Genomic DNA, 22,006 nt, shown 5'->3' on the forward strand with positions numbered 1-22,006 from the left:
GCCGCTTCGTGCCGCCTGCATCAAAGCCGCCACGAAGAAGCCGAAAAAGGCACCTGCTTCAAAAAATGCGAAACCGATAAAAAAGTTCAGCATGGCACACCTCAGTCAATACAGATGCAGGTCAGTTTGTCTCGGTCGATCATCAGGGTGACACTCTTGGTCTCCAGATATTTCTGGATGGTGTACATATCGCCCATCGTCAGAGATGCGAAGTTGCCATCCTCATCGAAGCGGTGAAAAATGACCGGACCGACCAGATACCGCTGCCCCATCAGCTTGACAACCTGTTTAGGATTGTAACGGAAGCCCAGCGGCTCGTTCTCAGAGATGCCGATACCCTCATCTGCTTCGTCGAAGCAAGCCAAAATGTGCGGCGCATCGTCAGGACGGATAACCGTCAAATCCAGAACCGGCGAGGTTGCGGCGAAATAAGGCTCTGCACTGCCAAGCTCGTTCTTCATTGCCATGTGCATGATTGAGAAGAAGCCGGTCACGGCATCGTCGATGTGGTCGAGCTTCTTGCTCATGCTGTCGATGGTCTTTGCGGTCTTGAAATCAATCGTGTTGTTCATAGGCGTTTCCTCCGTTATTTTTGCAAAATAAAAAGACCCGAATCGGGTCTCTTAGTTCAGTCTGCGCTCAACGCGCTTCTTCCTGCTTCTTCTGTTTTGCCTGCTGTTTTTTCAGCTGCCACTGGTCGAGCAGCTTGATGATGATGCTTTCCATCTGCCGGGGCGTGTAACTGCGCGGAAAGTATTTCCGCAGGGTTTCGTTTTTGATGGTCACAGTGTCCAGTTCGCTTTTCTTTTCCTCGTTCATAATGTCGTAGACAGCATCATAACTGAACTCGCTTTGCTGCGCCAGCTTCTTTATCCGTATGGCTTGCGAAAGAGAGGGCGCATTCTGGGAAGCATCCATTGCTTCTAAAAAATCTTGCTGCTGTTTTGCATCAAGATAAGACAATTCGACCGCAGGGTTAAAAGAGATTTTCTTTTCGTCCACCATGTCCAGTAGTTCAGGGACAAGATTGGTGAGCCGAATGAAACGCTGGACTTGTCTGCCGCTTTCATCAGTGGCTTTTCCGACTTCATCAGCGGCTTCCAACTTCCCGACAACTTGTCGGGAAGTTAAATCTGACCTAGCACCTTGATTTTTTATCGCATCCAGCTTCATCTTGTACGCAAATGCCCGCTCACTCGGTAGGATGTGTTCTCTCTGCAAATTGGAATCGACCATCAATATCGTGGCGGCATCATCCTTCATATTGCGCACAATGACTGGCACGGTGTCCAGATGGGCAAGCTCTGCGGCGTGTTTCCGGCGATGCCCGGAGATGATCTCGTAGCCACCCTCTGGTCTGGGGCGGGCGATCAGCGGAGCCAGCACCCCGTACTGTGCGATGCTCTCTACCGTCCGGGTCATGGCTTCATCGTCCAACACCTTGAATGGGTGGTTGGTGAAGGGGTGCAGTTCGTCGATGGGAATTTGCTGTACCTGTTCCCGTTGCTCCTCCTGTCGGTTTTCCTCGGTGGAAAACAGGTCATCTAGCCCTTTCAGAGCTAAGTTTCCGCTGTCGATTGGCATCCGCCAGCACCTCCTTTGCAAGAGATTTGTAGGCTTCTGCCACCTTGCCTTTGGGGTCATAGGCAAAGATGCTTTTGCCTGCCGCACTGGTTTCTGCCGCACGGACGGAACGGGGAATGGTCTGCTCGAACACCTTCAGGTGTTTTCCGTATGCCTGCCGAATCAGGTTGCTGATCTGCTTTCCGTAGTTGGTGCGGCTGTCGGTCATGGTCAGTAGGATACCCTCGATTTTCAGCTTCGGGTTGATCTGCCGCCGGACCTTCTGTACGGTCTGCAAAAGCTGTTCCAAGCCTTTTGCAGACAGGTACTGCGCCTGCACAGGAATCAGGGCAGCGTCTGCCGCCGCCAGTGCGTTGATGGTGAGCATCCCCAGCGAGGGCATACAGTCCAGCAGGATATAATCATACTCCCGCTTTGCCCCCTCCAACACCTGTTTCAGCATCTTTTCACGGTTCATGCTGTTCACCAGAGCCACTTCCAGCCCTGCCAGTTCGATGTTCGCCGGAATCAAATCAACGCCCTCTGCGTGGTGCAGAATGCCCTCACCGGGCTGGATGGGCTGATCGTTCATGGCTTTTGCCATCAGGGTGGAAAGGGTGGTAGGCAGTTCATCGGGCTGCTGCCAGCCCATGCTGATGGTCAAGCTGCCCTGTGGGTCGGTGTCCACCAGCAGGACTTTTTTGCCCTCCATTGCCAGCCCGATGCCTAGATTTTCACAGGTGGTGCTTTTCCCTACACCGCCTTTTTGATTGGTGACTGCGATAATCGTAGCTTTCTTTGCGATAACATCATCCCGCTTTCGGTGAACCGCGCGCAAAGTCGTGGTTCGTCTTGTTTTGATAGTAGAGGTTCATGGTAGTGGGCGCATTGTAGAGCATCGCCAGCAGATACTGCTTCATGTTCCGCACCGGGGCGATGTTTTCTGCCAGAGAATCTAGCACGAAACGGATGTGGTCAGCATTCAGCTTTTTCAGCCGACTGCGTACCACCTCGGCAGGTTTGTCATCTCCGGCAATCCGCAACATCTTGCGTTTGGTGGAACAGGTGTCCACAAGCAAATCCACGATCTGATAGATGGTGTCCTCATCGTCCGGGCAGAGCCGGAGCAGAAGTTCTACCTCTAACGCCTGATAAAAATAATCCTCAAGCTGTTCCCGGATTCCCACGGAATAGATAGGGTCAGGATCGTTCCACTCAGTTTTATTCTTATCAGTCTTATTTGCTTGCGGTTTTGGCTGCTCCAGAATTGCGCTTTCGGCAACACCAGAATTGCTGTTTGGGCAATTCTGTACTTGCGCTTTTGGCAGTCCAGACGAAAAGTCCTTGACGTAGATCAAGCTGGGTCTGCCCAGACCACGGCGTTTGCGCTCAATGAGGTCGAGCTGCTCCAGTTCCCGGAACAGCTTGACCGCCTTGTGCTCGGCGCAGCAAAGGGATTCCTGCACTTCCCGGACAGTGTAGATGATATACACCCGGCCTTGCTCGTCTAGCCAGCCGTTTTTTGCGGACAGGCTCATGCGGTCCAGCAGGATGCCGTACAGCGTCCGGGCATCGGTGGAGAGCTGCCGGAAGCGGCGGTCTTGGAACAGTGCCTTGGGGATACGGAAGTAGGAGAACAATTCGCCCGACTGCCCGTAGAAGTAGTCCAGCGTCATTTGGTGTGACCTCGGATTTTCAACTGTATGGGTGTGTTCATGTGGAAAACCTCCTCCCTGATTTCTGCAAAAGAAAAAGCTCACCTTCTTTTTGAAAGTGAGCCATGTAAAAAATAGATATTGCTTTTACGGCAGAAATGATGTACCCTTATGAAGAACGACACACACAGGGTGTTCAGGTTTTTATATGGGCATGGTAAAATGGTAACAGTAAGTGTCGAGTTTCGTACCCAAAAATTCTTGGGTACGGTTCTGGGTACAAAGAGCCATTTTAGACACTAAAAGACACCAAAAGTTACGTCAAAGTACACAAAGGTGTTTTTGCGAAACTATGAGATAGTCACAAGATTTCACAAGAAAAACGGGATTTCAAAATTAGTGACGTTCTCATAACCGCTTGGTCGCGGGTTCAAGTCCTGCCTGGCCCACCACAAAGCACGAAGGTTTCGGCCTTCGTGCTTTTCTTTTTGCCCCTCCGGGCTGCTGACGCAAAAGGAGGGCGGAGAGGGCCAAAAGAGGCCGCGCGCGCGTCTTTTTTTGGCAAAAACGCTTGAAACACCTCTATTATAATGATAAACTTGAAAATACTGGAAATGTGAGGAGCATCCTATGATGAACAAAATCTCTCGCCGCTCTTTTTTGCAGGCCGCCGGCGGCGTGGCCGCTGCGGCAGCGCTGACCGCCTGCGGCGGCAAGACCGAGGCTGACAAGGGCAGCAGCCAGAACGGCAAGATCCAGATCACCTTTTACCTGTGGGACCGCTCCATGATGAAAGAGCTTACTCCGTGGCTGGAACAGAAGTTCCCGGAGTATGAGTTCAACTTCATTCAGGGCTTCAACACCATGGACTACTACCGCGACCTGCTGAACCGTGCGGAGCAGCTGCCGGACATCATCACCTGCCGCCGCTTCTCCCTGAACGATGCGGCTCCTCTGGCAGAGTACCTGATGGATCTGAGCACGACCGAGGTTGCAGGCACCTTCTATTCCAGCTACCTGAACAACAATCAGGAGCCGGACGGTGCGATCCGCTGGCTGCCCATGTGCGCCGAGGTGGACGGCACGGCTGCAAATGTCGATCTGTTTGCTCAGTACAATATCCCTCTGCCCACCAACTACGCCGAGTTCGTGGCGGCCATTGATGCCTTTGAGGCTGTCGGCATTAAGGGCTATCAGGCAGACTGGAGATATGACTACACCTGTCTGGAAACCATGCAGGGCTGTGCTATCCCGGAGCTGATGAGTCTGGAGGGCACCACATGGCGCATGAACTACGAGAGCGAGACCGAGGACGGCTCCACCGGTCTGGATGATGTGGTGTGGCCGAAGGTCTTTGAAAAATACGAGCAGTTCCTCAAGGATGTGCGGGTGCAGCCCGGTGACGATCGGTTGGAGTTGAACCCCATTGCCAAGCCTTTCTATGCGCGGCAGACCGCCATGATCCGCACCACGGCAGGCATAGCGGATGTAATGCTCGACCTGCACGGCTTTAACGCATCCATTCTGCCCTATTTCGGCGAGACCGCCAATGATAGCTGGCTGCTGACCTACCCCATGTGTCAGGCAGCAGTTTCCAACACGGTAGCACAGGACGAGGCAAAGCTGGCTGCTGTGCTGAAAGTCCTTGGGGCCGTGTACAGCGCAGAGGGGCAGAGCAAGCTGGCCGCTGGCGGCGCGGTGCTCTCTTATAACAAGGAGGTAAACATCACCTCCTCCACCTCTCTGGAACACGTTGCGGATGTCATCAGCGCAAATCATCTGTATATGCGTCTGGCCTCCACCGAGATCTTCCGCATTTCGGAAGATGTGGGCCACAAGATGATCACCGGCGAATACGATGCCAAGGCCGGATACGAGGCGTTCAACGAGCAGCTTGTCACCCCCAAAGCAGACCCCGAAACCGAGATCCTGTTCACCCAGAATACCGCATACTCCATCGACATGACCGACCACGGCAGCGCTGCGGCTTCCTCGCTGATGACCGCCCTGCGCACCACCTATGATGCGTCTATCGCAATCGGCTACTCGCCGCTGGTGTCCACTTCCATCTACTGCGGCGATTACAGCAAGCAGCAGCTTTTGTGGGTGATGGCAGGAAACTACGCCGTTTCGCAGGGGGAATATACCGGTGCAGAGCTGCGGCAGATGATGGAGTGGCTGGTGAACGTAAAGGACAACGGTGCAAACCCCATCCGGCACCGGAATTATATGCCCGTGACCAGCGGCATGGAATACAAAGTGACCGAATACGAGCAGGGCAAGTTCCGTCTGGAAGAACTCACCGTCAATGGTGCGCCGCTGGACGATACGGCCACCTATACCGTATTTGTGGCGGGCACCGATGTGTGGATAGAGAACGAGGTCTACTGCAGCTGCCCCATGCCGGAAAACCTGAAGACCAAGCGAACGGAATATGCCATTGAAGGGGCAGACAGCCGCTCCTGCCTGAAGGATTCGCTGGCGGTCAGCAAGCAGTTCCCCGCCCCCTCCGAGTATCTGACCATTGTACAGGGAGAATAAGCTCTTGAAGAACGAAACTAAGATGCAACGCTCTGTAAAAAGCCGTATCCTCGCGGTCATAGCAATGCTGCTGCTCGGCATCAGCATTCTGACGAGCCTCGTTGTCTTTACGGATTTTATGGAGCACACCATCTACGAGGAAAGCACTGCACACCTTACCGAGATCTATCATCAGGCAAACCAGACCCTCTACAATAAGGTATCCTTCAACTGGGGCGTCATGCGGATGTGGGCGCCCTATCTGGAAAGTGCGCAAAGCGATGCCGATGTCTGCTCCTTCCTTTCACAGGCAAAGGGAGAATACCATTTTACAGACTTTTTCTTCGTTTCGCGGGATGGCTCCTATGTCACACTGGATGGTGAACGAGGCTATCTTGATCTGGGTCGGACGCTGTCGCAGCTGATTCTGGAGCAGCAGCCTATCGTGGCAAACTCGGTCGTGCCGGACAAGCCGGAGATCATGGTGTTTGCAGTCCCCACGGAAAAAGGCAGCTATCAGGGCTTTGATTACGAAGCCATTGCCATCACCTATAACAACAGGGATCTGGTGGACTCCCTGAAGATCTCTGCCTTTGAAGGGCACGGCAGCACCTTTGCGGTGCTGCCGGATGGCCGTGTGGTACTGGACAGCAGCAGCGCGGACATGAGCGGTGTGCACAATATCCTTGCCCTGCTCAAAAACTCGGCTGGTTTTACGGCAGAACAGGTCGATGCCCTGCAAGATTCTTTTGCTGCCGGGGAGGGCGGCAACCTTGAGTTTTCCATCAATGGCGTCGGCTATTACATGGTTTATGGTTCTGCCGCCTTCCAGAACTGGACGATCCTTGGCATTGCTCCCAAAAGCGTTGTGAACGCCAACATGAACCGGCTGCAATACACCACCATGGCCGTGATGAGCGGTATAACGGGTATGCTGGCTGTTGCCGCTCTGCTGCTGGTGGTGCAGAGCAACCGGCAAAAGCTGCGGAAAAAGGACCAGCAGCTGCTGGCACGCGAGGAGTTGTTCTCGAACCTTTCCCGCAATGTGGACGACGTGTTCCTGATGATCGACACCGAAACCAGCAAGGCGGAATACGTCAGCCCCAATGTCCAGCGCATTCTGGGCCTCTCCCCCGAGGCGGTGCAGGAGGATCTCCACGTTCTATACCCTGCCGGAGACGACAGCGGTGCATCGCGGCTGGAAAGTCTGATGCAGATGGAACAGGGCGTCCAGCAGGAATGGGAATGTGAATTTGTCAATCAGGAGACCGGTGAGCCTCGCTATCTCCATGTGACCGGCTTCCTCAATGATGTGCAGGGCGCAAGAAAGTGCATCGTGGATATGTCCGACCGCACGGGCGAGCACCAGACCACGCTGGCTGTGGAAGCCGCACTGGAAGTAGCCGAAAAGGCCAGCAAAGCCAAGACGGACTTCCTCTCCAATATGTCCCACGACATCCGCACCCCCATGAACGCCATCATCGGCATTACTACCCTGATGAAAAACGAGCTGCACCAGCCGGAAAGGCTGGCCGAACATCTGGGCAAGCTGGAAACTTCCGGTCGGCTGCTGCTGGGCATCATCAACGATATTCTGGACATGAGCCGCATCGAGAGCGGCAAGACCACCCTGAACATCGAAAAAATGAACATTTCCCAGCAGGTCAGCCAGCTGGACAGCATTATCCGGCAGCAGGCCAGCCAGCGCCGCCAGACCTTTACGGTGGAGACCCATATGCAGCACGAAAACGTGCTGGCCGACCCCAACCGTCTGAATCAGGTGCTGATGAACATCCTCTCCAATGCGGTCAAGTATACGCCCCAAGGCGGACACATCCGGTTGGCGGTGGACGAGCTTACCCATACCGAGCACTACGCCAAATACCGGTTCATCGTGCAGGATGACGGCATCGGCATGAGCGCGGCCTACCAGAAGACCCTCTTCGACCCCTTTACCCGGGAGGAGAAATCCGGCACCAACAAGGTGCAGGGCACGGGCCTCGGCATGGCCATCACCAAGAGCATCGTAGACCTGATGGGCGGCACCATCCGGGTGGAGAGCTCCACCGGCAAGGGCACCCGCTTTGAGGTCGTGCTGGAATTTCCCATCGACGCCGAGGCGGACAAGGTGCAGACGGCGCCGGCCCTCCCGGAGGAGGCCGAGGCCGTCTCGCCCCTGTCCGGGATGAACTTCCTCTGCGCCGAGGACAACGCCATCAACGCCGAAATTCTGGAGCTGCTGCTGGAGACCAAGGGTGCGCGCTGCACCATCTGCTCCAACGGTCAGGAGATCGTGGACGCTTTCGCCAGCGTCAAGCCCGGCGAGTACGACATGATCCTGATGGACGTGCAGATGCCCGTCATGGATGGCCTCGAAGCCACCCAGCGCATCCGCAGCGGCGAAAATCCGCTGGGACGCACCATCCCCATCCTTGCCATGACCGCAAACGCATTCCTTGAGGATATGCAGAAGAGCCGGGACGCCGGGATGGACGAGCATCTCTCAAAGCCGGTGGACATCAACGCACTGGAACAGACGGTAAAGCGCTTCCGCGTTACCCCCCCCCCGAAAATAAATAGTGGAATCGCACGGTTTCGCAGATGGCCGACACTCACGACCTAGCAGGGCCGCCCATTTGCGGCCCAGCTCTTTTTTTGTGAGAGAGCAATCATGATGAATCAAAGTATTGGATGGTATTGCGTATGGAACAACAGCCAAATAAAATCCAGCCTATGCTGCTATCGGCACTTGCCCAATTGAGCACCTGCCTGATCGTCTGGAATTTTCATATTCCAAATCCAAATATCCTGCTTTTTGTTGTTCTTTCTGCTGTGCTCGTGAAATACGGCTATGCAGCAGGAATCGTAAGCGGCCTCATTGCATTCCTATACTCCGCGTTTTTCTTTTCTACCGACCACAGCTTTTTTCTTTACACCTCTTTGAACCTTCAAAAGCTCATCGTGATCGGCCTTGGTATCGCTGCGAACATTCTGCTGATCGGTCGCCTGCAATGGCAGTTCGAGCGCTCCAGCATGGAAGAGATGCAGGCCGAAGCCGAGGAAAAGCTTCAAGAAACAACAGAGAGCTACCGTGCAAAACTTTACTACGATGTCCTGACTGGCGCATACAACCGCCGCTACTATGAGGATATCGCATCCCGTATCGTCGGCCCCGCAGGCATCGCGCTGATGGATGTGGACGATTTCAAAATCTGCAACGACACCTATGGACATTACGCCGGTGATATGGCGCTGAAAGCGGTAGCCGCCGCCATCCGCTCCTGCATCCGGGATTCCGACCTGCTCATCCGCTACGGCGGGGACGAGTTCCTGCTGGTGCTGCCCGGCATTCCGAGCGACATCCTGCAAGCCAAGCTGGAGCAGATCAGAGCCGCCGTGCAGCAGGCTACTGTACCCGGTTATTCGCATTTTCGCCTCTCGCTGAGCATCGGCGGAACGATGCAGGCCATCACCGACCCGATGGAGAATGCGGTTCGCCGGGCAGACCGGCTGATGTATCAGGCAAAGTGCCGCAAGAACGCCGTCATGGCGGAGGTTCCGGGGCATAGTCTTGCAGCGCTGGAAAAACTTTTACAGAATAAGTCGCAGATCTTACTTGTGGATGACTCCGCAATGAACCGCATGCTGCTAAAGGAGATCCTGGGCGGCGATTACAGCATTCTTGAAGCAGAAAACGGACAAGAATGCCTGGAAAAAATGCAGGCGGAGGCCGGGAACATCGCACTGGTGCTGCTGGACATCAACATGCCGGTCATGGATGGCTTCGAGGTGCTCAAGGCCATGAACGCCAACCACACCATCGAGGACATCCCGGTCATCATGATCTCCAGCGATGACTCTAACGCTGTAATTCGGAAGTCCTATGAACTAGGCGCGAGTGATTATGTCAATCGACCTTTCGATGCACGCATCGTATACCGCCGCGTGACCAACACCATCAAGCTGTATGCCAAGCAGCGGCGGCTGGTGAAGATGGTGTCCGACCAGATCCGCGCCCGCGAAAATAATACGGATACGCTGGTGGGTGTGCTGAGCCATATCGTAGAATTCCGCAACGGCGAAAGCGGTGCTCATGTGCGGCATATCCGTATCATCACAGAAATGCTGCTCCACCGCCTATTGGAGATCAGCAACAACTACTCGATTTCTGCAGAACAGCAGGATCTGATTCCGCTGGCCTCTACCCTGCACGACATCGGCAAAATCGGGATCGACGAAAAGATCCTCAACAAGCCCGGCAGGCTGACCCCGGAGGAATTTGAGGTCATCAAGACCCACAGTATGCTGGGCGCGGAGATGCTGCAAAAGCTGGAAAATTTCGGCGAGGAGCCGCTGCTGCAGACCGCCTATGAGATCGCCCGCTGGCACCACGAGCGCTGGGATGGCCGGGGCTACCCGGATGGGCTGAAGGGCGACGACATCCCCATCAGCGCACAGCTGGTCGCGCTGGCCGACGCGTACGACGCCCTGACCAGCGAGCGCTGCTATAAAAAGGCTTTCTCCCACGAGAAAGCGGTGCAGATGATCCAGAACGGCGAATGCGGCGTGTTCAACCCGCTGCTGCTGCAATGCCTGACGGACACACAGGACGAACTGAACGAAAAACTGCATCCGCAGATGCAGGAAAAACAGGAGAAGGAATGAAACACAGAATCTCACGCCGTGCCTTTCTGCGCGGGTGCGGGCTGCTGGCGGCCTCTGCGGCCGCCGGGGGCCTGACCTCCTGCGGAGAGACGAAAGCGAAGGACGGCGGCCTCCCCCAGATCGTTGTGGGAAGCGACACCTATCCTCCCTATATTTATCTGAACAACGACGGCGTTCCCGCCGGGATCGATGTGGAGATCGCCACCGAAGCGTTCCGCCGCATGGGGTATTCCACCCGGTTCGAGCCGATCGACTGGGAGCAGAAGACCACCCTCGTGGAGAGCGGTGCCATCGACTGCATCTGGGGCTGCTTTTCCATGGAGGGGCGCGAAGCGCTCTACCACTGGGCCGGGCCTTACATGGTGAGCCGTCAGGTGGTCGCCGTGAATGACGACAGCAGCATCCAGTCCCTCAGCGACCTTGCCGGAAAGAGCATCGCCGTCCAGAGCACCGGCAAGCCGGAGGAGCTTTTTCTCAGCGGCTCCGACCCCCGCCTCCCGCAGGGGGTCGATGTGTTCAGCATCGAAGACCGCAGCGTCCAGTATGCGCTGCTGGGCTGCGGCTACGTGGACGCCATCGCCTCCCATGAGACGACCATCCTGCAATATATGAAGGACAACTCCGTGGCGTTCCGCATCCTGTCCGAGCCGCTGCTCGTCACCGGGCTGGGCGTGGCCTTTGCAACGAACGACAGCCGGGGGCTGGACAGCCAGCTGAACGATACCTTTGCGCAGCTGCGCGAAGACGGCACGCTGGAGCAGATCGTCGGCAAATATCTCGAAAACCCTTCGCAGTATCTGGAGGTGGACACCATTGGAACATAAAAATAAGCCCGCTCCGGCTGCGCGGATCTGGGCGCTCTATCTGATCGTCGGCGTGCTCTTCATGGCAGGCGTCGTCTTTTTCTCGAACTGGAAAGCGCTGTGCTCAACAGAGGAACGCTTTTGCCAGATCCTCGCTTTTGTCAAATCGCAGTCCACCCGCTACGAAAAATACAACGATACCGTTGCCGCGAAGACCCTTCGCCGCACGGCGGTCTCGGTGCAGGCGCTGGCCGATGACCCCGCGCTGGACTTCTCCGACCCGCAGTGCCTGAAAAAGGAAACCGAACGGCTCTGGCTCACCGGCATCTCCGTCCTTGACCCGGAGGGCACGCTCCTCTGCGAGTATACCGCGAACGGGGTCGGCTATGCCCGGTTTGGCGACCAGCTCAGGACCGATGCCGCTCTGGATGTCTTCCGCTACCCGCAGAAGACCTATATGAAGCGCGTCCTGCTGGAAGATGGGTCTGTCGTGGATGTGACGGCACACCGGGCAGGCAGCGGCGCGGCCATCCTGCTCACCTATCGGTACACCCCGGCGGCGCTTGTCGAAGGGACGGCGCTGTCGGTCCAGAGCATTCTGGATGGCTACCCGGAAGAGACCAGCGGCACCCTGTTCATCGTGCAGAACAATCAGGTCATCGCCTCCAACCGCCCGGAGCTGATCGGGCAGGACACCACGGACAGCCCGACGGTACAGGAGATCCGCAAAGTCGGGGTCGCGGAGATGCTGACCCACACCCGCGGCTGGGACGGCTCCGGCTCCTATTTCGGGATGTACAGCCACGGGCGTACCTTTGACCTCTATGCGTATACAGATGGCAGAACAATCTTCCGTGCGTCCGTCTCCACCATCCTGATGGCACTGGCCGGTTATATCCTGCTCGTGGTCGTCCTTCAAACGCTGCGCAGGCGCTCGGCACAGGAGATGGAGCAGCAGAAAAAGGAGCAGGAGAAGAAGTATCAGACCCAGCTGGAGGAGCAGAACCGCAAGCTGGAGATCGCGCTCCAGCACGAGGGGGCGGCAAACCGCGCCAAGCGGGAGTTCCTGTTCAACATGAGCCACGACATCCGCACCCCGATGAACGCCATCATCGGCTTCACCTCTCTGGCTGCGACCCACATCGACAACCGGGAGCAGGTGTTGGACTACCTGAAAAAGATCTCCACTTCCAGCCAGCACCTCCTCTCCCTCATCAACGATGTGCTGGATATGAGCCGCATCGAGAGCGGAAAAGTAAAGCTCGAGGAGCGCGCGGTGCATCTGCCGGATCTCGTCCACGATGTGCGCTCCATCATCCAGCCCAATGTCTCGGCCAAGCGGCTGTCGCTCTTCATCGACACCATGGATGTGGAGAACGAGGACATCATCACCGACCCGCTGCGGCTGAATCAGGTGTTGCTGAACATTCTGTCCAACGCCATCAAGTTCACCCCCACCGGCGGCATGATCAGCCTCCGCATCGCCCAGAAGAACGGTGCGCCCACCGGGCGTGCCCGCTATGAGTTCCGCATCAAGGACAATGGCATCGGCATGAGCGCGGAGTTCCAGAAGCACATCTTTGAGGAGTTCAGCCGGGAGGAAAGCTCCACCGTCAGCGGCATTCAGGGCACCGGCCTCGGAATGTCCATCACCAAGAACATCGTGGACCTGATGGGCGGCACCATCGCCATCGAGAGCGAGCTGGGCAAGGGCAGCGAGTTCATCGTGGACCTCTGCTTTGCACGCTGTGAGCAGAAGGTGGAGCAGCGGCAGCTCCCGCAGCTGGAAGGGCTGCGCGCACTGGTGGCGGACGACGACACCGACACCTGCCTGAGCGTCAGCACCATGCTGTCCAAGATCGGGATGCGGCCGGAGTGGACGATCTCCGGCAAGGAGGCGGTGATCCGCACCAAGTACGCGGTGGAGCGGGGCGATGAATTCAGCGTCTACATCATCGACTGGCTCATCCCCGATATGAACGGCATCGAGATCGTGCGTCAGATCCGCAAGGTGATCGGGCACAACTGCCCCATCATCATCCTGACCGCCTACGATTGGGCCGACATCGAGGAAGAAGCCCGCGCTGCTGGAGTGACCGCCTTCTGCGAGAAGCCGCTGTTCCTTTCCGAGCTGCGCAAGGTCCTGTCTGAGCCGTTCTCTGCCGAGGTGTCTCCCCGCCTGCCGGAACCGAAGGCTTCCGCCTTTCAGGGGAAAAAGCTCCTGCTGGTGGAGGACAACGAGCTGAACCGCGAGATCGCAATGGAGTTTCTGACGGAAGCGGGCTTTGTGGTGGATTCTGCCGAGGACGGCGCGATCGCCGTCCAGAAGATGGAGCAGGCTGCGCCCGGCCAGTATGACCTGATCCTGATGGACATCCAGATGCCCAACATGGACGGCTACGAGGCGACGCGGCGGATCCGCGCCCTGCCGGACGCGAAAAAGGCCGGCATCCCCATCTTTGCCATGACGGCAAACGCCTTTGAGGAAGACCGCCAGAACGCGCTGAAGGCCGGCATGAACGGCCACATCGCAAAGCCGCTGGACGTCCCCCGCCTGCTGAGCATCCTTGCCGATGCACTGAAATGACCCTGTGCTCCGGGGCGCAAAAGCAGCCCTCCGCGCTCCGAAGCGCTGCAAAAACCGCATAAAAATGGAAAAAGCCCGATGGTTTCAATGAACCATCGAGCTTTTTCTTGGCGGAGTAGGAGGGATTTGAACCCTCGCGCCGTTGTTTAGACGACCTACGCCCTTAGCAGGGGCGCCTCTTCGGCCTCTTGAGTACTACTCCAGAGCAAAGTGCGTTACACTTATTCAAAAAAATGGCGGAGAGAGTGGGATTCGAACCCACGGTACGTTGCCGTACGGCAGTTTTCAAGACTGCTTCCTTAAACCACTCGGACATCTCTCCTCGTGGGCACTCGCACACGCCGTACCGAATGCCTATTTAATTTACCAGATTTTCGCCGTTCTGTCAAGCCTTAATTTCAACTTTTTCAGACATTCCCGCAGACCCCCGCCCATCGACAACCTTTTTTTGGCGAAGCCCTCATTTTTCTCTTTACAAAAACATCTTTTTGTTGTACAATAGAGATGCAAGATTTTAACCTCGGAGTAAAGGAGTGTACGACCATGTCGTTTTCAGAGCTTTTGAAGCAGTGCCGCAAGCAGAAGGGGATCAGTCAGGCGGAGCTGGCATCCAAACTGGGAGTGACCCAGCAGGCCGTCGGCAAGTGGGAAAGCGGCAAATCCTCCCCCGACCCCGCCACGGTGGCCCGCATCGCCGAGATCCTGAGCACCACGGCAGACTTCCTGCTGGGGCTTTACCGCCCGGTGTCCAACGCAGCCACCCCCGAGGAGCGCTTTTTCGGCAACTACGCCGAGAGCCTCATCCCGGTCATCGGCACCGTGAAGGCCGGGTACGGCGCGCTGGCCTTTGAGGAGGATTACGGGCAGGAGTATGCCCGCGTCAAGGACCCCTCCAACTATTTCTACCTCGTCGTCCGGGGCGACAGCATGGAGCCGCGCATTCAGGACGGCGACCTCGCCCTCGTCCACAAGCAGGACACGCTGGAAAACGGCGATCTGGGCGTACTGGTCTACGGCGACGAGGGCGAAGGCACCCTCAAGCGGTATATCCAGCGGGGCAACTGCGTCGTGCTGCAGCCCTTCAACCCCGCCTACAACGAACTGGTCATCAAGGGCGATGACCTGAACCGCCTGCACATCGCAGGCCGTGTGGTCGAGACGAAGGCCAAGTGGTGAGCCTCGCCCCTCTCCCTGGGCATTTCCGTGGGGGCAAAGGGGTCGTATCCCCTTCGGGAGGTGGAGTTTTATGGAACAGTCGCTGATGGACAAGCTCACCATTCTGGCCGACAGTGCAAAATACGACGTCGCCTGCACGTCCAGCGGCGCGTCCCGTGCGGCGAGGGCCGGTACTCTCGGCAGCTGCTACGCGCCGGGCTGCTGCCACGCATTCACCGCAGACGGCCGCTGCGTCAGCCTGCTGAAGGTCCTGATGAGCAACTGCTGTGCTTTTGATTGCAGCTACTGCGTCAACCGGAAGTCCAACGACGTGCCCCGGGCCACCTTTTCGCCCCGGGAGCTGGCCGAGCTGACCATCGAGTTCTACCGCCGCAACTACATCGAGGGGCTTTTCCTGTCCAGCGCCGTGCTGGGCACCCCCGACTACACCACCGAGCGGATGCTCTCCGTCCTGCGGCTGCTGCGGAACGAATACCATTTCGGCGGCTATATCCATGCCAAGACCATCCCCGGCACAAGCCCGGAGCTGATCCGGCAGATGGGCTTCCTCGCCGACCGCCTCAGCGTCAACGTCGAGCTGCCCAGCGAGCAGAGCCTCCATCTCCTCGCCCCCGACAAGGGCCGCCACTCCATCTTCCGGCCCATGAAGCAGATCTCGGCGGCGGGCGAGGAGAGCAAAAAGGAGCTGACCCTCTACCGCCACGCCCCCAAGTTCGCCCCTGCCGGCCAGAGCACCCAGATGATCGTCGGCGCATCGCCCGAGACAGACTACCACATTTTACAGCTCTCCGAGGGGATGTACCAGAAATACGGCCTCAAGCGGGTGTTCTACTCGGCCTACATCCCGGTGTCGGACGACACCCGCCTGCCCGCTCTGGACACAAAGCCGCCCCTGCTGCGGGAGCACCGGCTCTATCAGGCCGACTGGCTGCTCCGCTTCTACCAGTTCAGGGCCGACGAGATCCTAGACAAAGACAACCAGAGCTTCAACCCCTACCTCGACCCCAAGTGCAACTGGGCCGTCCAGCACTACGGGCTGTTCCCGGTGGACATCAACCGTGCCCCCTTCGAGATGCTGCTGCGGGTGCCGGGCATCGGCCCCAAGAGCGCCCGCCGCATCCGGGAGGCGCGGCGGCTGTCCGACCTCGGCCTCGACGAGCTGAAGCGGATGGGCGTCGTGCTCAAGCGGGCGCAGTATTTCATCACCTGCCGGGGCTTTTCGGGGGCGCACCCGGGCCGGGGCAGCGCCGGACGGGAGCGCATCACCCGGGCACTCATCGACCCCAACGTCTTCAGTGCCGGGGCCGAACAGCTGAGCCTCTTCGCCCCGCCGGCGGTGGACCGGCTCGTTGCGCAGGGCGTGCCGCCCCGGGCGGCCCAGCGGATGGTGCGGGAGGAGGCAGTGCAATGTCTGGCGAGAGCGTTGTGACCCCGCCGAAGGCCCGGAAGCTCCACGACGCCGATGTGGTCTACCTCTACGACGGCAGCTTCGAGGGCTTTCTGTGCTGCGTGTTCGAGAGCTTTGTCCAGCACGAGATCCCCTTTGCGGTCTGGACGCCCCAGCGGGAGACGGCCACCCTCTACCCTGTCCGGGACATCGAGACGGACTCCGCCAAGGCCCGGCGGGTCTTTTCCAGCCTTGGGAAAAAGCTGGGCCGGGAGACGGAGTACCTCGTCAGCCGGGATTTTCTCTCCGGACAGGAGGAGAAAGAGCTGCTGCTCATCCGCTTTCTGCATCTGGCCTTCGCCCTCGGCCCCGGCACGGTCAAGCGGATGGGCCACCCGGACGTAGCACCCCTTTACGAGATGAAAAAGAGCCTCGACTGGGAGGTGGACAAGTTTCAGGGCTTCGTCCGCTTCGAAGAGCACGACGGGATGCTGGGTGCGGTCATCCACCCCAAAAACTACATCCTCCCCCTGCTGCGGGGGCATTTCTGCGCCCGCTTCCCGGAGGAGGACTTCATGATATACGACGCCGTCCATCAGGCGGTGTTACTCTATCAGGGCCACGAGGCCAAGCTCCTCGAGCTGGCCGCGCCGCTCACCCTTCCCCCGCCCAGCGCTCGGGAGCAGGAGCTTCAGGCGCTCTGGAAGCAGTTCTACGACACGCTGGAGATCAAGGCCCGCCACAGCGAAAAGGGCCGGATGAGCCACTGTCCCAAGCGTTTTTGGCAGGATATGGTGGAAATGCGGTGATTCTTTACAAAAAGGTTGCATCTGCGCCGTTGCGCTCTACAAAAGGTATGGTATACTAAAGGGGAGCTTCGGCAGAGCATCTGCCGCACCCAACCCGAAACGGGCTATGATAAAAGGAGCATTGTGAAAACTATGGTTCGCATTACTATGGAAGACGGCGGCGTCATCGACATCGAGCTGAACGAGGAAGCTGCCCCCATCACCTGTGAGAATTTCAAGAAGCTGGTCGGTCAGGGCTTCTACAACGGTCTGACCTTCCACCGCGTCATCCCCGGCTTTATGATCCAGGGCGGCTGCCCGCTGGGCAACGGCACCGGCGGCCCCGGCTGGAACATCAAGGGCGAGTTTGCCGCCAACGGCGTCAACAACCCCATCAAGCACACCCGCGGCGTCATCAGCATGGCCCGCAGCATGAACCCCAACAGCGCCGGCAGCCAGTTCTTCATCATGCATGAGGACGCACCCCACCTCGACGGCCAGTATGCCGCCTTTGGCAAGGTCGTCTCCGGCATGGATGTCGTGGACAGGATCGCATCCGTCCCCACCGACTGGAACGATAAACCCAAGACCGCTGTCAAGATGAAGACCGTCGAGCTGCTCGAGGGCTGATCTTCTGCACCTATGGCTTTCTCTTCGGAGGAAGCCTTTTTTCTTTTATTGATGCATTCCGGCCAGCCGCTCATTCAGCTTCCGCAGACCGTCCCGCACCTCGGCGGGCGAGACCACTTCGACCTTTCCGCCGAAACCGCAGACCCAGCCATAGAACTGGTCGCTGACGCAGACGGGCACGTCAAAGTGGAAGCTGCCCTTCCCTTCCGGCACAAAGATGGGCGAGGCGCCGAAGCGCTCCCGCATAGCCGATTCGAGGTCAGAAGTACACCGCAGGGTGACGCGGTGCTCCGGCCCGCCGAACATCTGGAAGTGCTTTTTCAGGTAGGAGGGCAGGTCGAAATCGGCAAACTGCTCCCTGCCCCGGCGCGGCTCGTCCAGCACCGTCACCCCGGCCATCTTATCCACCCGGTAATGGCGGATGCCCACCGGCTCCTTCTCGTCCTGATAGGCGATGAGATAGTAGCAGCCGTTCTCCCACGCCATCTGCCACGGGCTGATGGTGTAGGGGGCGGGACGTCCCGCTTTTTTGTAGCGGAATCGCACCATTTTTCCGGTGTTGATGGCCGCGAAGAGGGCATCCACGCTGTAGGGCAGGTCCTTGTTGTCGCTTTTGGGGCGGCCATCGACGTAGACCTGACGCTGGAGCTGGGTGCCCTGATACCGGGAGGCCAGCCCTTCCAGCTTATGGATGAGCTTGTCGCTGGAGGTCTTGGAGATGACCCGGCTGGACTGGACGGCGTCCACCAGAAGCTTCAGTTCGGCCAGTTCGAAGGGCCTCGTCGCCATCCAGTAGCCGCCGCTGCGGCCCCGGCGCAGCCGGATGTCGTAACCAAGCGCATTCAGCGCGTCGATGTCGCTGTAGACGCTCTTGCGCTCACAGAGGATGCCCTGCCGGGCCAGCAGCTCCACCAGCTGGGGCACATTGAGCAGATGTTCCTCATCGGTCTGCTGCTCAAAGATGCGCAGCAGCGCCAGGAGTTTGGATTTTTGTCCTTCCTGCTTGGGCATGGGCGGCCTCCTTTCGGTCACGAGTCCTTCTTGTCGAATGCGGCGCGGCGCTGGGTGGACAGGCGGAACATCTCTTCCAGTTTGTCCCGGTCGTCGGCCACGAGGGCGTCCCGCAGCTGGGCGAGGGCCGCGTCGAACTGGTCGATCTCGGAGATGAGGTTCTCCTTGTTCCAGAGGAACAACTCAGCCCACATCTTTTCGTTGATGCGGGCGATGCGGGTCAGGTCCCGGAAGGAATCGCCTGTGTACTCGCAGAGCGAGGAGTTGTCGTTGGCGCACATGAGGCTGACGGCGATGGCATGGCAGAGCTGGCTGACGTAGCCGATCATCTTATCGTGCTCCTGCACGGTCAGGGTGCAGATGTGGCGGAAGCCCAGCACCTCAGCCAGCTCTTTCGCCCACTGGACCGCCTCGGAGGTGTTCTTCTCGGTGGGGGTGATGATGAAGTTGGCAGGGGCAAAGTTGACCTCCGCCGCGTGCTCGACGCTGGAGGTCTCACGGCCCGCCATCGGATGGCTGGCGATGAACTCTACCCCTGCCGGGCACATCGCCTGCACCGGCTCCACAAGGCCGGTCTTGACGCCGGAGACATCGGTAAAGATGCAGCCGGGCTTGAGAAGAGAGCCGTACGTCCTGAACCAGTCGATGAGGGCCGTGGGGTACAGACCGAAGATGATGTGGTCGGCCTGCGCGACGAGATCCTCGAAATCGTGGGTCTTGCCGCTGGCGATATAGCCGTGGTCGAGGGCGTATTGTAAATGCCCCTCGCTGCGGTTGATGCCGTCCACATGGAACCCGGCCTTGGAAAGCTCGAGGGCGTATTTGCCGCCCAGCAGGCCGAGGCCCACCACGAGATAACGCTTCGATTTATCCAGCATATTCTACCTCCGCGCCTAACGGCTTGATGGCTTCAAAGAAATGGGGCCAGCTCTTCTGCACGGCCTCCGCGTCGTCGATGGAGAGGGGCAGCCCGGCGGCCAGCGCCAGCACCGTGAGGCTCATGACCACCCGGTGGTCGTTGTGGCCATGGAGGGGTGCGGCCGGGGTGTGGAGCTTCCCTGCGCAGCCATGGATGGTGATGGTACCGCCCTCGCTTTCCAGCACGCCGCCGCAGGCCCGCAGCTCGGCTTCCATGGCCGCGATGCGGTCGCTCTCCTTGATGCGGAGGCGCTCGGCGTTGCGGATGGTGGTGGTTCCCTCGCAGAACAGGCCCAACACCATCAGCACGGGGCCGAGGTCGGGGCAGTCGGCAAGGTCGATGTCAGTGCCGTGCAGGAGGGCTTTTCCGAGCCGGATGCCCTCATCGGTGGCGGACAGCTCTGCCCCACAGCGGCGCAGGATGCCGAGGATGGCCGCATCACCCTGTAAGGTGTCGGCGGACAGGCCCTTGAGGGTCACGCCGCCCTGCACCGCCCCCAGCACCGCCGGGAACGCCGCCTGACTGTAATCTCCCTCCACCGTGTAGTCGCAGGGGGCATACTGCTGCCCGCCCGGGAGGAAGAGGGTGTTCTCGTCCTGCCAGCGGCTCTCGACGCCAAAACGGCGCTGTGCCGCCCGGGTCATCTCGATGTAGCTGCGGCTCTCCACCGGCGGGATGAGATGGAGGGTGCTGTCCCCTGCCAGCAGGGGCAGGGCGAACAGCAGCCCGCTGATGAACTGGCTCGACACATTGCCCGCCAGCTCGTACTCGCCGCTTTTCAGAGCGCCCTCGACGGTCAGGCCCGCCGGAGACGGTTCAAAGCGGAGAGACTGCTCATGATATAACGCCTCGTACACCGACTGGGGCCGCTCCATCAGCCGGCCCCGGCCCACGAAGGTCACCCTCTGCCCGGTGAGGCTGGCGATGGGGATGAGGAAGCGGAGGGTGCTGCCGCTCTCGCAGCAGTCCACCGGGGCTTCGACGGGGAGGAACTGTCCCAGCCCCTCTACCACGGCGCTGTCCGGGCCGGTGCGCACCTTGGCGCAGAGCTGTCCGGCGGCGGAGAGGGTGGCCGAGATGTCCTTGCTGAACTCGAGGTTCCCGATGTGAGAAGTACCCTTCGCCAGCGCAGCGCAGAGCACCGCCCGGTGGGCCATGCTCTTGCTGGGCGGCGCAGTGATGGCCCCGCCGATGCCGCCGGGGGCTTGCTTTATCGTTACTATCATAGTCGATCCTTCAGGCGGCTTGCCCGCTTCCCTTACATATCCCTTCCGATGGCCCATGCGACCTGACGGCACTTTGCCATGGCCTGCGCAAAGGCCTCCGGAGTCAGGCACTGTGCGCCGTCGCTCCATGCGTGGCGGGGGTCATAATGCACCTCCACCTCGAGGCCGTCGGCACCGGCGGCCACAGCGGCGATCATCATCGGCTCCACAAGGTTCGCCTTACCGGTGGCGTGGCTGGGATCCACGATGACGGGCAGGTGGGTCTTTTCGTGGATGATGGGCACAGCGGAGAGGTCGAGGGTGTTGCGGGTGTACTTCTCAAAGGTGCGGATGCCCCGCTCGCAGAGGATGACCTGCTCGTTGCCTCCGGCCATGATGTACTCGGCGCTCATGATCCACTCCTCGATGGTGTTGCAGAGGCCACGCTTGAGCAGGACGGGCTTATGCATCTTGCCCACGGCCTTGAGCAGCTGGAAGTTCTGCATATTGCGGGCACCGATCTGCACCACGTCCACATACTCCTCGAACTCGGGGATGCGGTCCTCGCTCATCAACTCGGAGACGATGGGCATACCGGTGGCCTCCCGGGCCTTCACCATGTCAAGGATGCCCTCGGTCTCGAGGCCCTGAAAGGAGTAGGGCGAGGTGCGGGGCTTGTATGCGCCGCCCCGAAAAAGGGTCGCGCCGCCCGCCTTGACGCCCTGCGCGATGCGGAGGGCCTGCTCCGCGCTCTCGATGCTGCACGGGCCTGCCATGACCGCGATCTTCTCCTTTCTGCCGATTTTGACGCCGCCGCAGTCGATGACGGAGTCTGCCGGGTGGAAGAGGCGGTTGGCCCGCTTATAGGGGGCAGAGACGCGGGTGACGTTGTCGATCCAGGGGTTGGCGAGGACGTCCCGCTCGTCGATCTTCGTCGTGTCGCCCACGAGGCCGAAGACATTGTAGTCCTTGCCGGTGATGAGGGTGACGTCGAGGCCCTGCTTTTCAAAGCGGTCCACGATCTTTTCCAGTTCTTCCTTGGGGGTGCCCTTTTTGGTGGAGATGATCATAGAATTTCGTTCCTTTCACTCTTTCTT

General features: G+C 58.8%; 17 protein-coding genes and 2 tRNA genes. 9 read left to right on the plus strand and 10 right to left on the minus strand.

The window, feature by feature from the left end; genetic code table 11:
- Positions 1 to 101 precede the first annotated feature (101 nt).
- The 4 genes from MTP38_RS12610 to MTP38_RS12625 form a co-directional block, all read right to left on the minus strand.
- On the minus strand, positions 102 to 572 hold the full coding sequence (locus MTP38_RS12610) for a hypothetical protein (protein WP_207676762.1): 471 nt from the start codon (positions 570 to 572) through the stop codon (positions 102 to 104).
- A 67-nt stretch (positions 573 to 639) separates the two neighbouring features.
- Entirely contained in the window at positions 640 to 1,584 is a 945-nt protein-coding gene (locus MTP38_RS12615) for a ParB/RepB/Spo0J family partition protein (RefSeq protein WP_223382769.1), read from the minus strand.
- On the minus strand, positions 1,541 to 2,368 hold the full coding sequence (locus tag MTP38_RS12620) for a ParA family protein (protein ID WP_249234696.1): 828 nt from the start codon (positions 2,366 to 2,368) through the stop codon (positions 1,541 to 1,543). The genes MTP38_RS12615 and MTP38_RS12620 overlap by 44 nt, the downstream gene beginning before the upstream one ends.
- A gap of 4 nt (positions 2,369 to 2,372) precedes the next feature.
- Positions 2,373 to 3,239 (minus strand): DUF6017 domain-containing protein, encoded by an 867-nt coding sequence (locus MTP38_RS12625; protein WP_249233747.1) that lies wholly within the window; start codon positions 3,237 to 3,239, stop codon positions 2,373 to 2,375.
- A 609-nt stretch (positions 3,240 to 3,848) separates the two neighbouring features.
- Between MTP38_RS12625 and MTP38_RS12630 the strand changes: the two genes are divergently transcribed.
- The 5 genes from MTP38_RS12630 (at position 3,849) to MTP38_RS12655 (ending at position 13,793) form a co-directional block, all read left to right on the plus strand.
- Positions 3,849 to 5,759 carry a 5'-nucleotidase C-terminal domain-containing protein gene (locus MTP38_RS12630; RefSeq protein ID WP_249233748.1) on the plus strand — a complete coding sequence of 637 codons (1,911 nt, stop codon included), beginning with the start codon at positions 3,849 to 3,851 and terminating at the stop codon, positions 5,757 to 5,759.
- 4 nt (positions 5,760 to 5,763) lie between these two features.
- The gene (locus MTP38_RS12635; RefSeq protein ID WP_249233749.1) at positions 5,764 to 8,361 is read left to right on the plus strand and encodes an ATP-binding protein; all 2,598 of its coding nucleotides are present in this window, start codon (positions 5,764 to 5,766) and stop codon (positions 8,359 to 8,361) included.
- 338 nt (positions 8,362 to 8,699) lie between these two features.
- Positions 8,700 to 10,403 (plus strand): diguanylate cyclase domain-containing protein, encoded by a 1,704-nt coding sequence (locus MTP38_RS12645; protein ID WP_330221120.1) that lies wholly within the window; start codon positions 8,700 to 8,702, stop codon positions 10,401 to 10,403.
- Positions 10,400 to 11,227 (plus strand): substrate-binding periplasmic protein, encoded by an 828-nt coding sequence (locus MTP38_RS12650; RefSeq protein WP_249233750.1) that lies wholly within the window; start codon positions 10,400 to 10,402, stop codon positions 11,225 to 11,227. Before MTP38_RS12645 ends, MTP38_RS12650 begins: the two co-directional genes overlap by 4 nt.
- The gene (locus MTP38_RS12655; protein WP_249233751.1) at positions 11,217 to 13,793 is read left to right on the plus strand and encodes a hybrid sensor histidine kinase/response regulator; all 2,577 of its coding nucleotides are present in this window, start codon (positions 11,217 to 11,219) and stop codon (positions 13,791 to 13,793) included. The genes MTP38_RS12650 and MTP38_RS12655 overlap by 11 nt, the downstream gene beginning before the upstream one ends.
- Before the next feature lie 108 nt (positions 13,794 to 13,901).
- Here MTP38_RS12655 and MTP38_RS12660 read toward each other — a convergent pair.
- Both MTP38_RS12660 and MTP38_RS12665 read right to left on the minus strand, forming a co-directional pair.
- Positions 13,902 to 13,995, minus strand: a tRNA-Ser gene (locus MTP38_RS12660).
- A 32-nt stretch (positions 13,996 to 14,027) separates the two neighbouring features.
- Positions 14,028 to 14,115 (minus strand) — tRNA-Ser (locus MTP38_RS12665).
- Between the two features lie 221 nt (positions 14,116 to 14,336).
- On the opposite strand from MTP38_RS12665, the gene MTP38_RS12670 reads away from it, so the two are divergent.
- The 4 genes from MTP38_RS12670 to MTP38_RS12685 all read left to right on the plus strand — a co-directional run bounded on the left by MTP38_RS12670 (position 14,337) and on the right by MTP38_RS12685 (position 17,774).
- Positions 14,337 to 14,969 (plus strand): LexA family protein, encoded by a 633-nt coding sequence (locus MTP38_RS12670; protein WP_227620115.1) that lies wholly within the window; start codon positions 14,337 to 14,339, stop codon positions 14,967 to 14,969.
- A gap of 70 nt (positions 14,970 to 15,039) precedes the next feature.
- Positions 15,040 to 16,398, plus strand: coding sequence for a putative DNA modification/repair radical SAM protein (locus tag MTP38_RS12675; RefSeq protein ID WP_249233752.1), 1,359 nt, complete (start codon positions 15,040 to 15,042; stop codon positions 16,396 to 16,398).
- The gene (locus tag MTP38_RS12680) at positions 16,377 to 17,165 is read left to right on the plus strand and encodes a TIGR03915 family putative DNA repair protein (protein WP_249233753.1); all 789 of its coding nucleotides are present in this window, start codon (positions 16,377 to 16,379) and stop codon (positions 17,163 to 17,165) included. The genes MTP38_RS12675 and MTP38_RS12680 overlap by 22 nt, the downstream gene beginning before the upstream one ends.
- Before the next feature lie 132 nt (positions 17,166 to 17,297).
- Positions 17,298 to 17,774, plus strand: coding sequence for a peptidylprolyl isomerase (locus MTP38_RS12685; protein ID WP_227620112.1), 477 nt, complete (start codon positions 17,298 to 17,300; stop codon positions 17,772 to 17,774).
- A 45-nt stretch (positions 17,775 to 17,819) separates the two neighbouring features.
- Here the strand turns inward: MTP38_RS12685 and MTP38_RS12690 are convergent, their stop codons facing one another.
- Genes MTP38_RS12690 through aroF form a run of 4 tightly spaced genes read right to left on the minus strand, consistent with a single transcriptional unit; the run spans position 17,820 to position 21,979 of the window.
- Positions 17,820 to 18,785, minus strand: coding sequence for a helix-turn-helix transcriptional regulator (locus tag MTP38_RS12690; protein WP_249233754.1), 966 nt, complete (start codon positions 18,783 to 18,785; stop codon positions 17,820 to 17,822).
- Positions 18,786 to 18,802: 17 nt separating this feature from the next.
- Entirely contained in the window at positions 18,803 to 19,663 is an 861-nt protein-coding gene (locus tag MTP38_RS12695) for a prephenate dehydrogenase (RefSeq protein WP_249233755.1), read from the minus strand.
- Positions 19,653 to 20,930, minus strand: a complete 1,278-nt coding sequence (gene aroA / locus MTP38_RS12700; protein WP_249233756.1) for a 3-phosphoshikimate 1-carboxyvinyltransferase — start codon at positions 20,928 to 20,930, stop codon at positions 19,653 to 19,655. The genes MTP38_RS12695 and aroA overlap by 11 nt, the downstream gene beginning before the upstream one ends.
- 32 nt (positions 20,931 to 20,962) lie before the next feature.
- The gene (gene aroF, locus MTP38_RS12705) at positions 20,963 to 21,979 is read right to left on the minus strand and encodes a 3-deoxy-7-phosphoheptulonate synthase (protein WP_249233757.1); all 1,017 of its coding nucleotides are present in this window, start codon (positions 21,977 to 21,979) and stop codon (positions 20,963 to 20,965) included.
- Positions 21,980 to 22,006: the final 27 nt, after the last annotated feature.

Source organism: Faecalibacterium sp. I3-3-89, assembly GCF_023347275.1.
GTDB lineage: Bacteria > Bacillota > Clostridia > Oscillospirales > Ruminococcaceae > Faecalibacterium > Faecalibacterium butyricigenerans.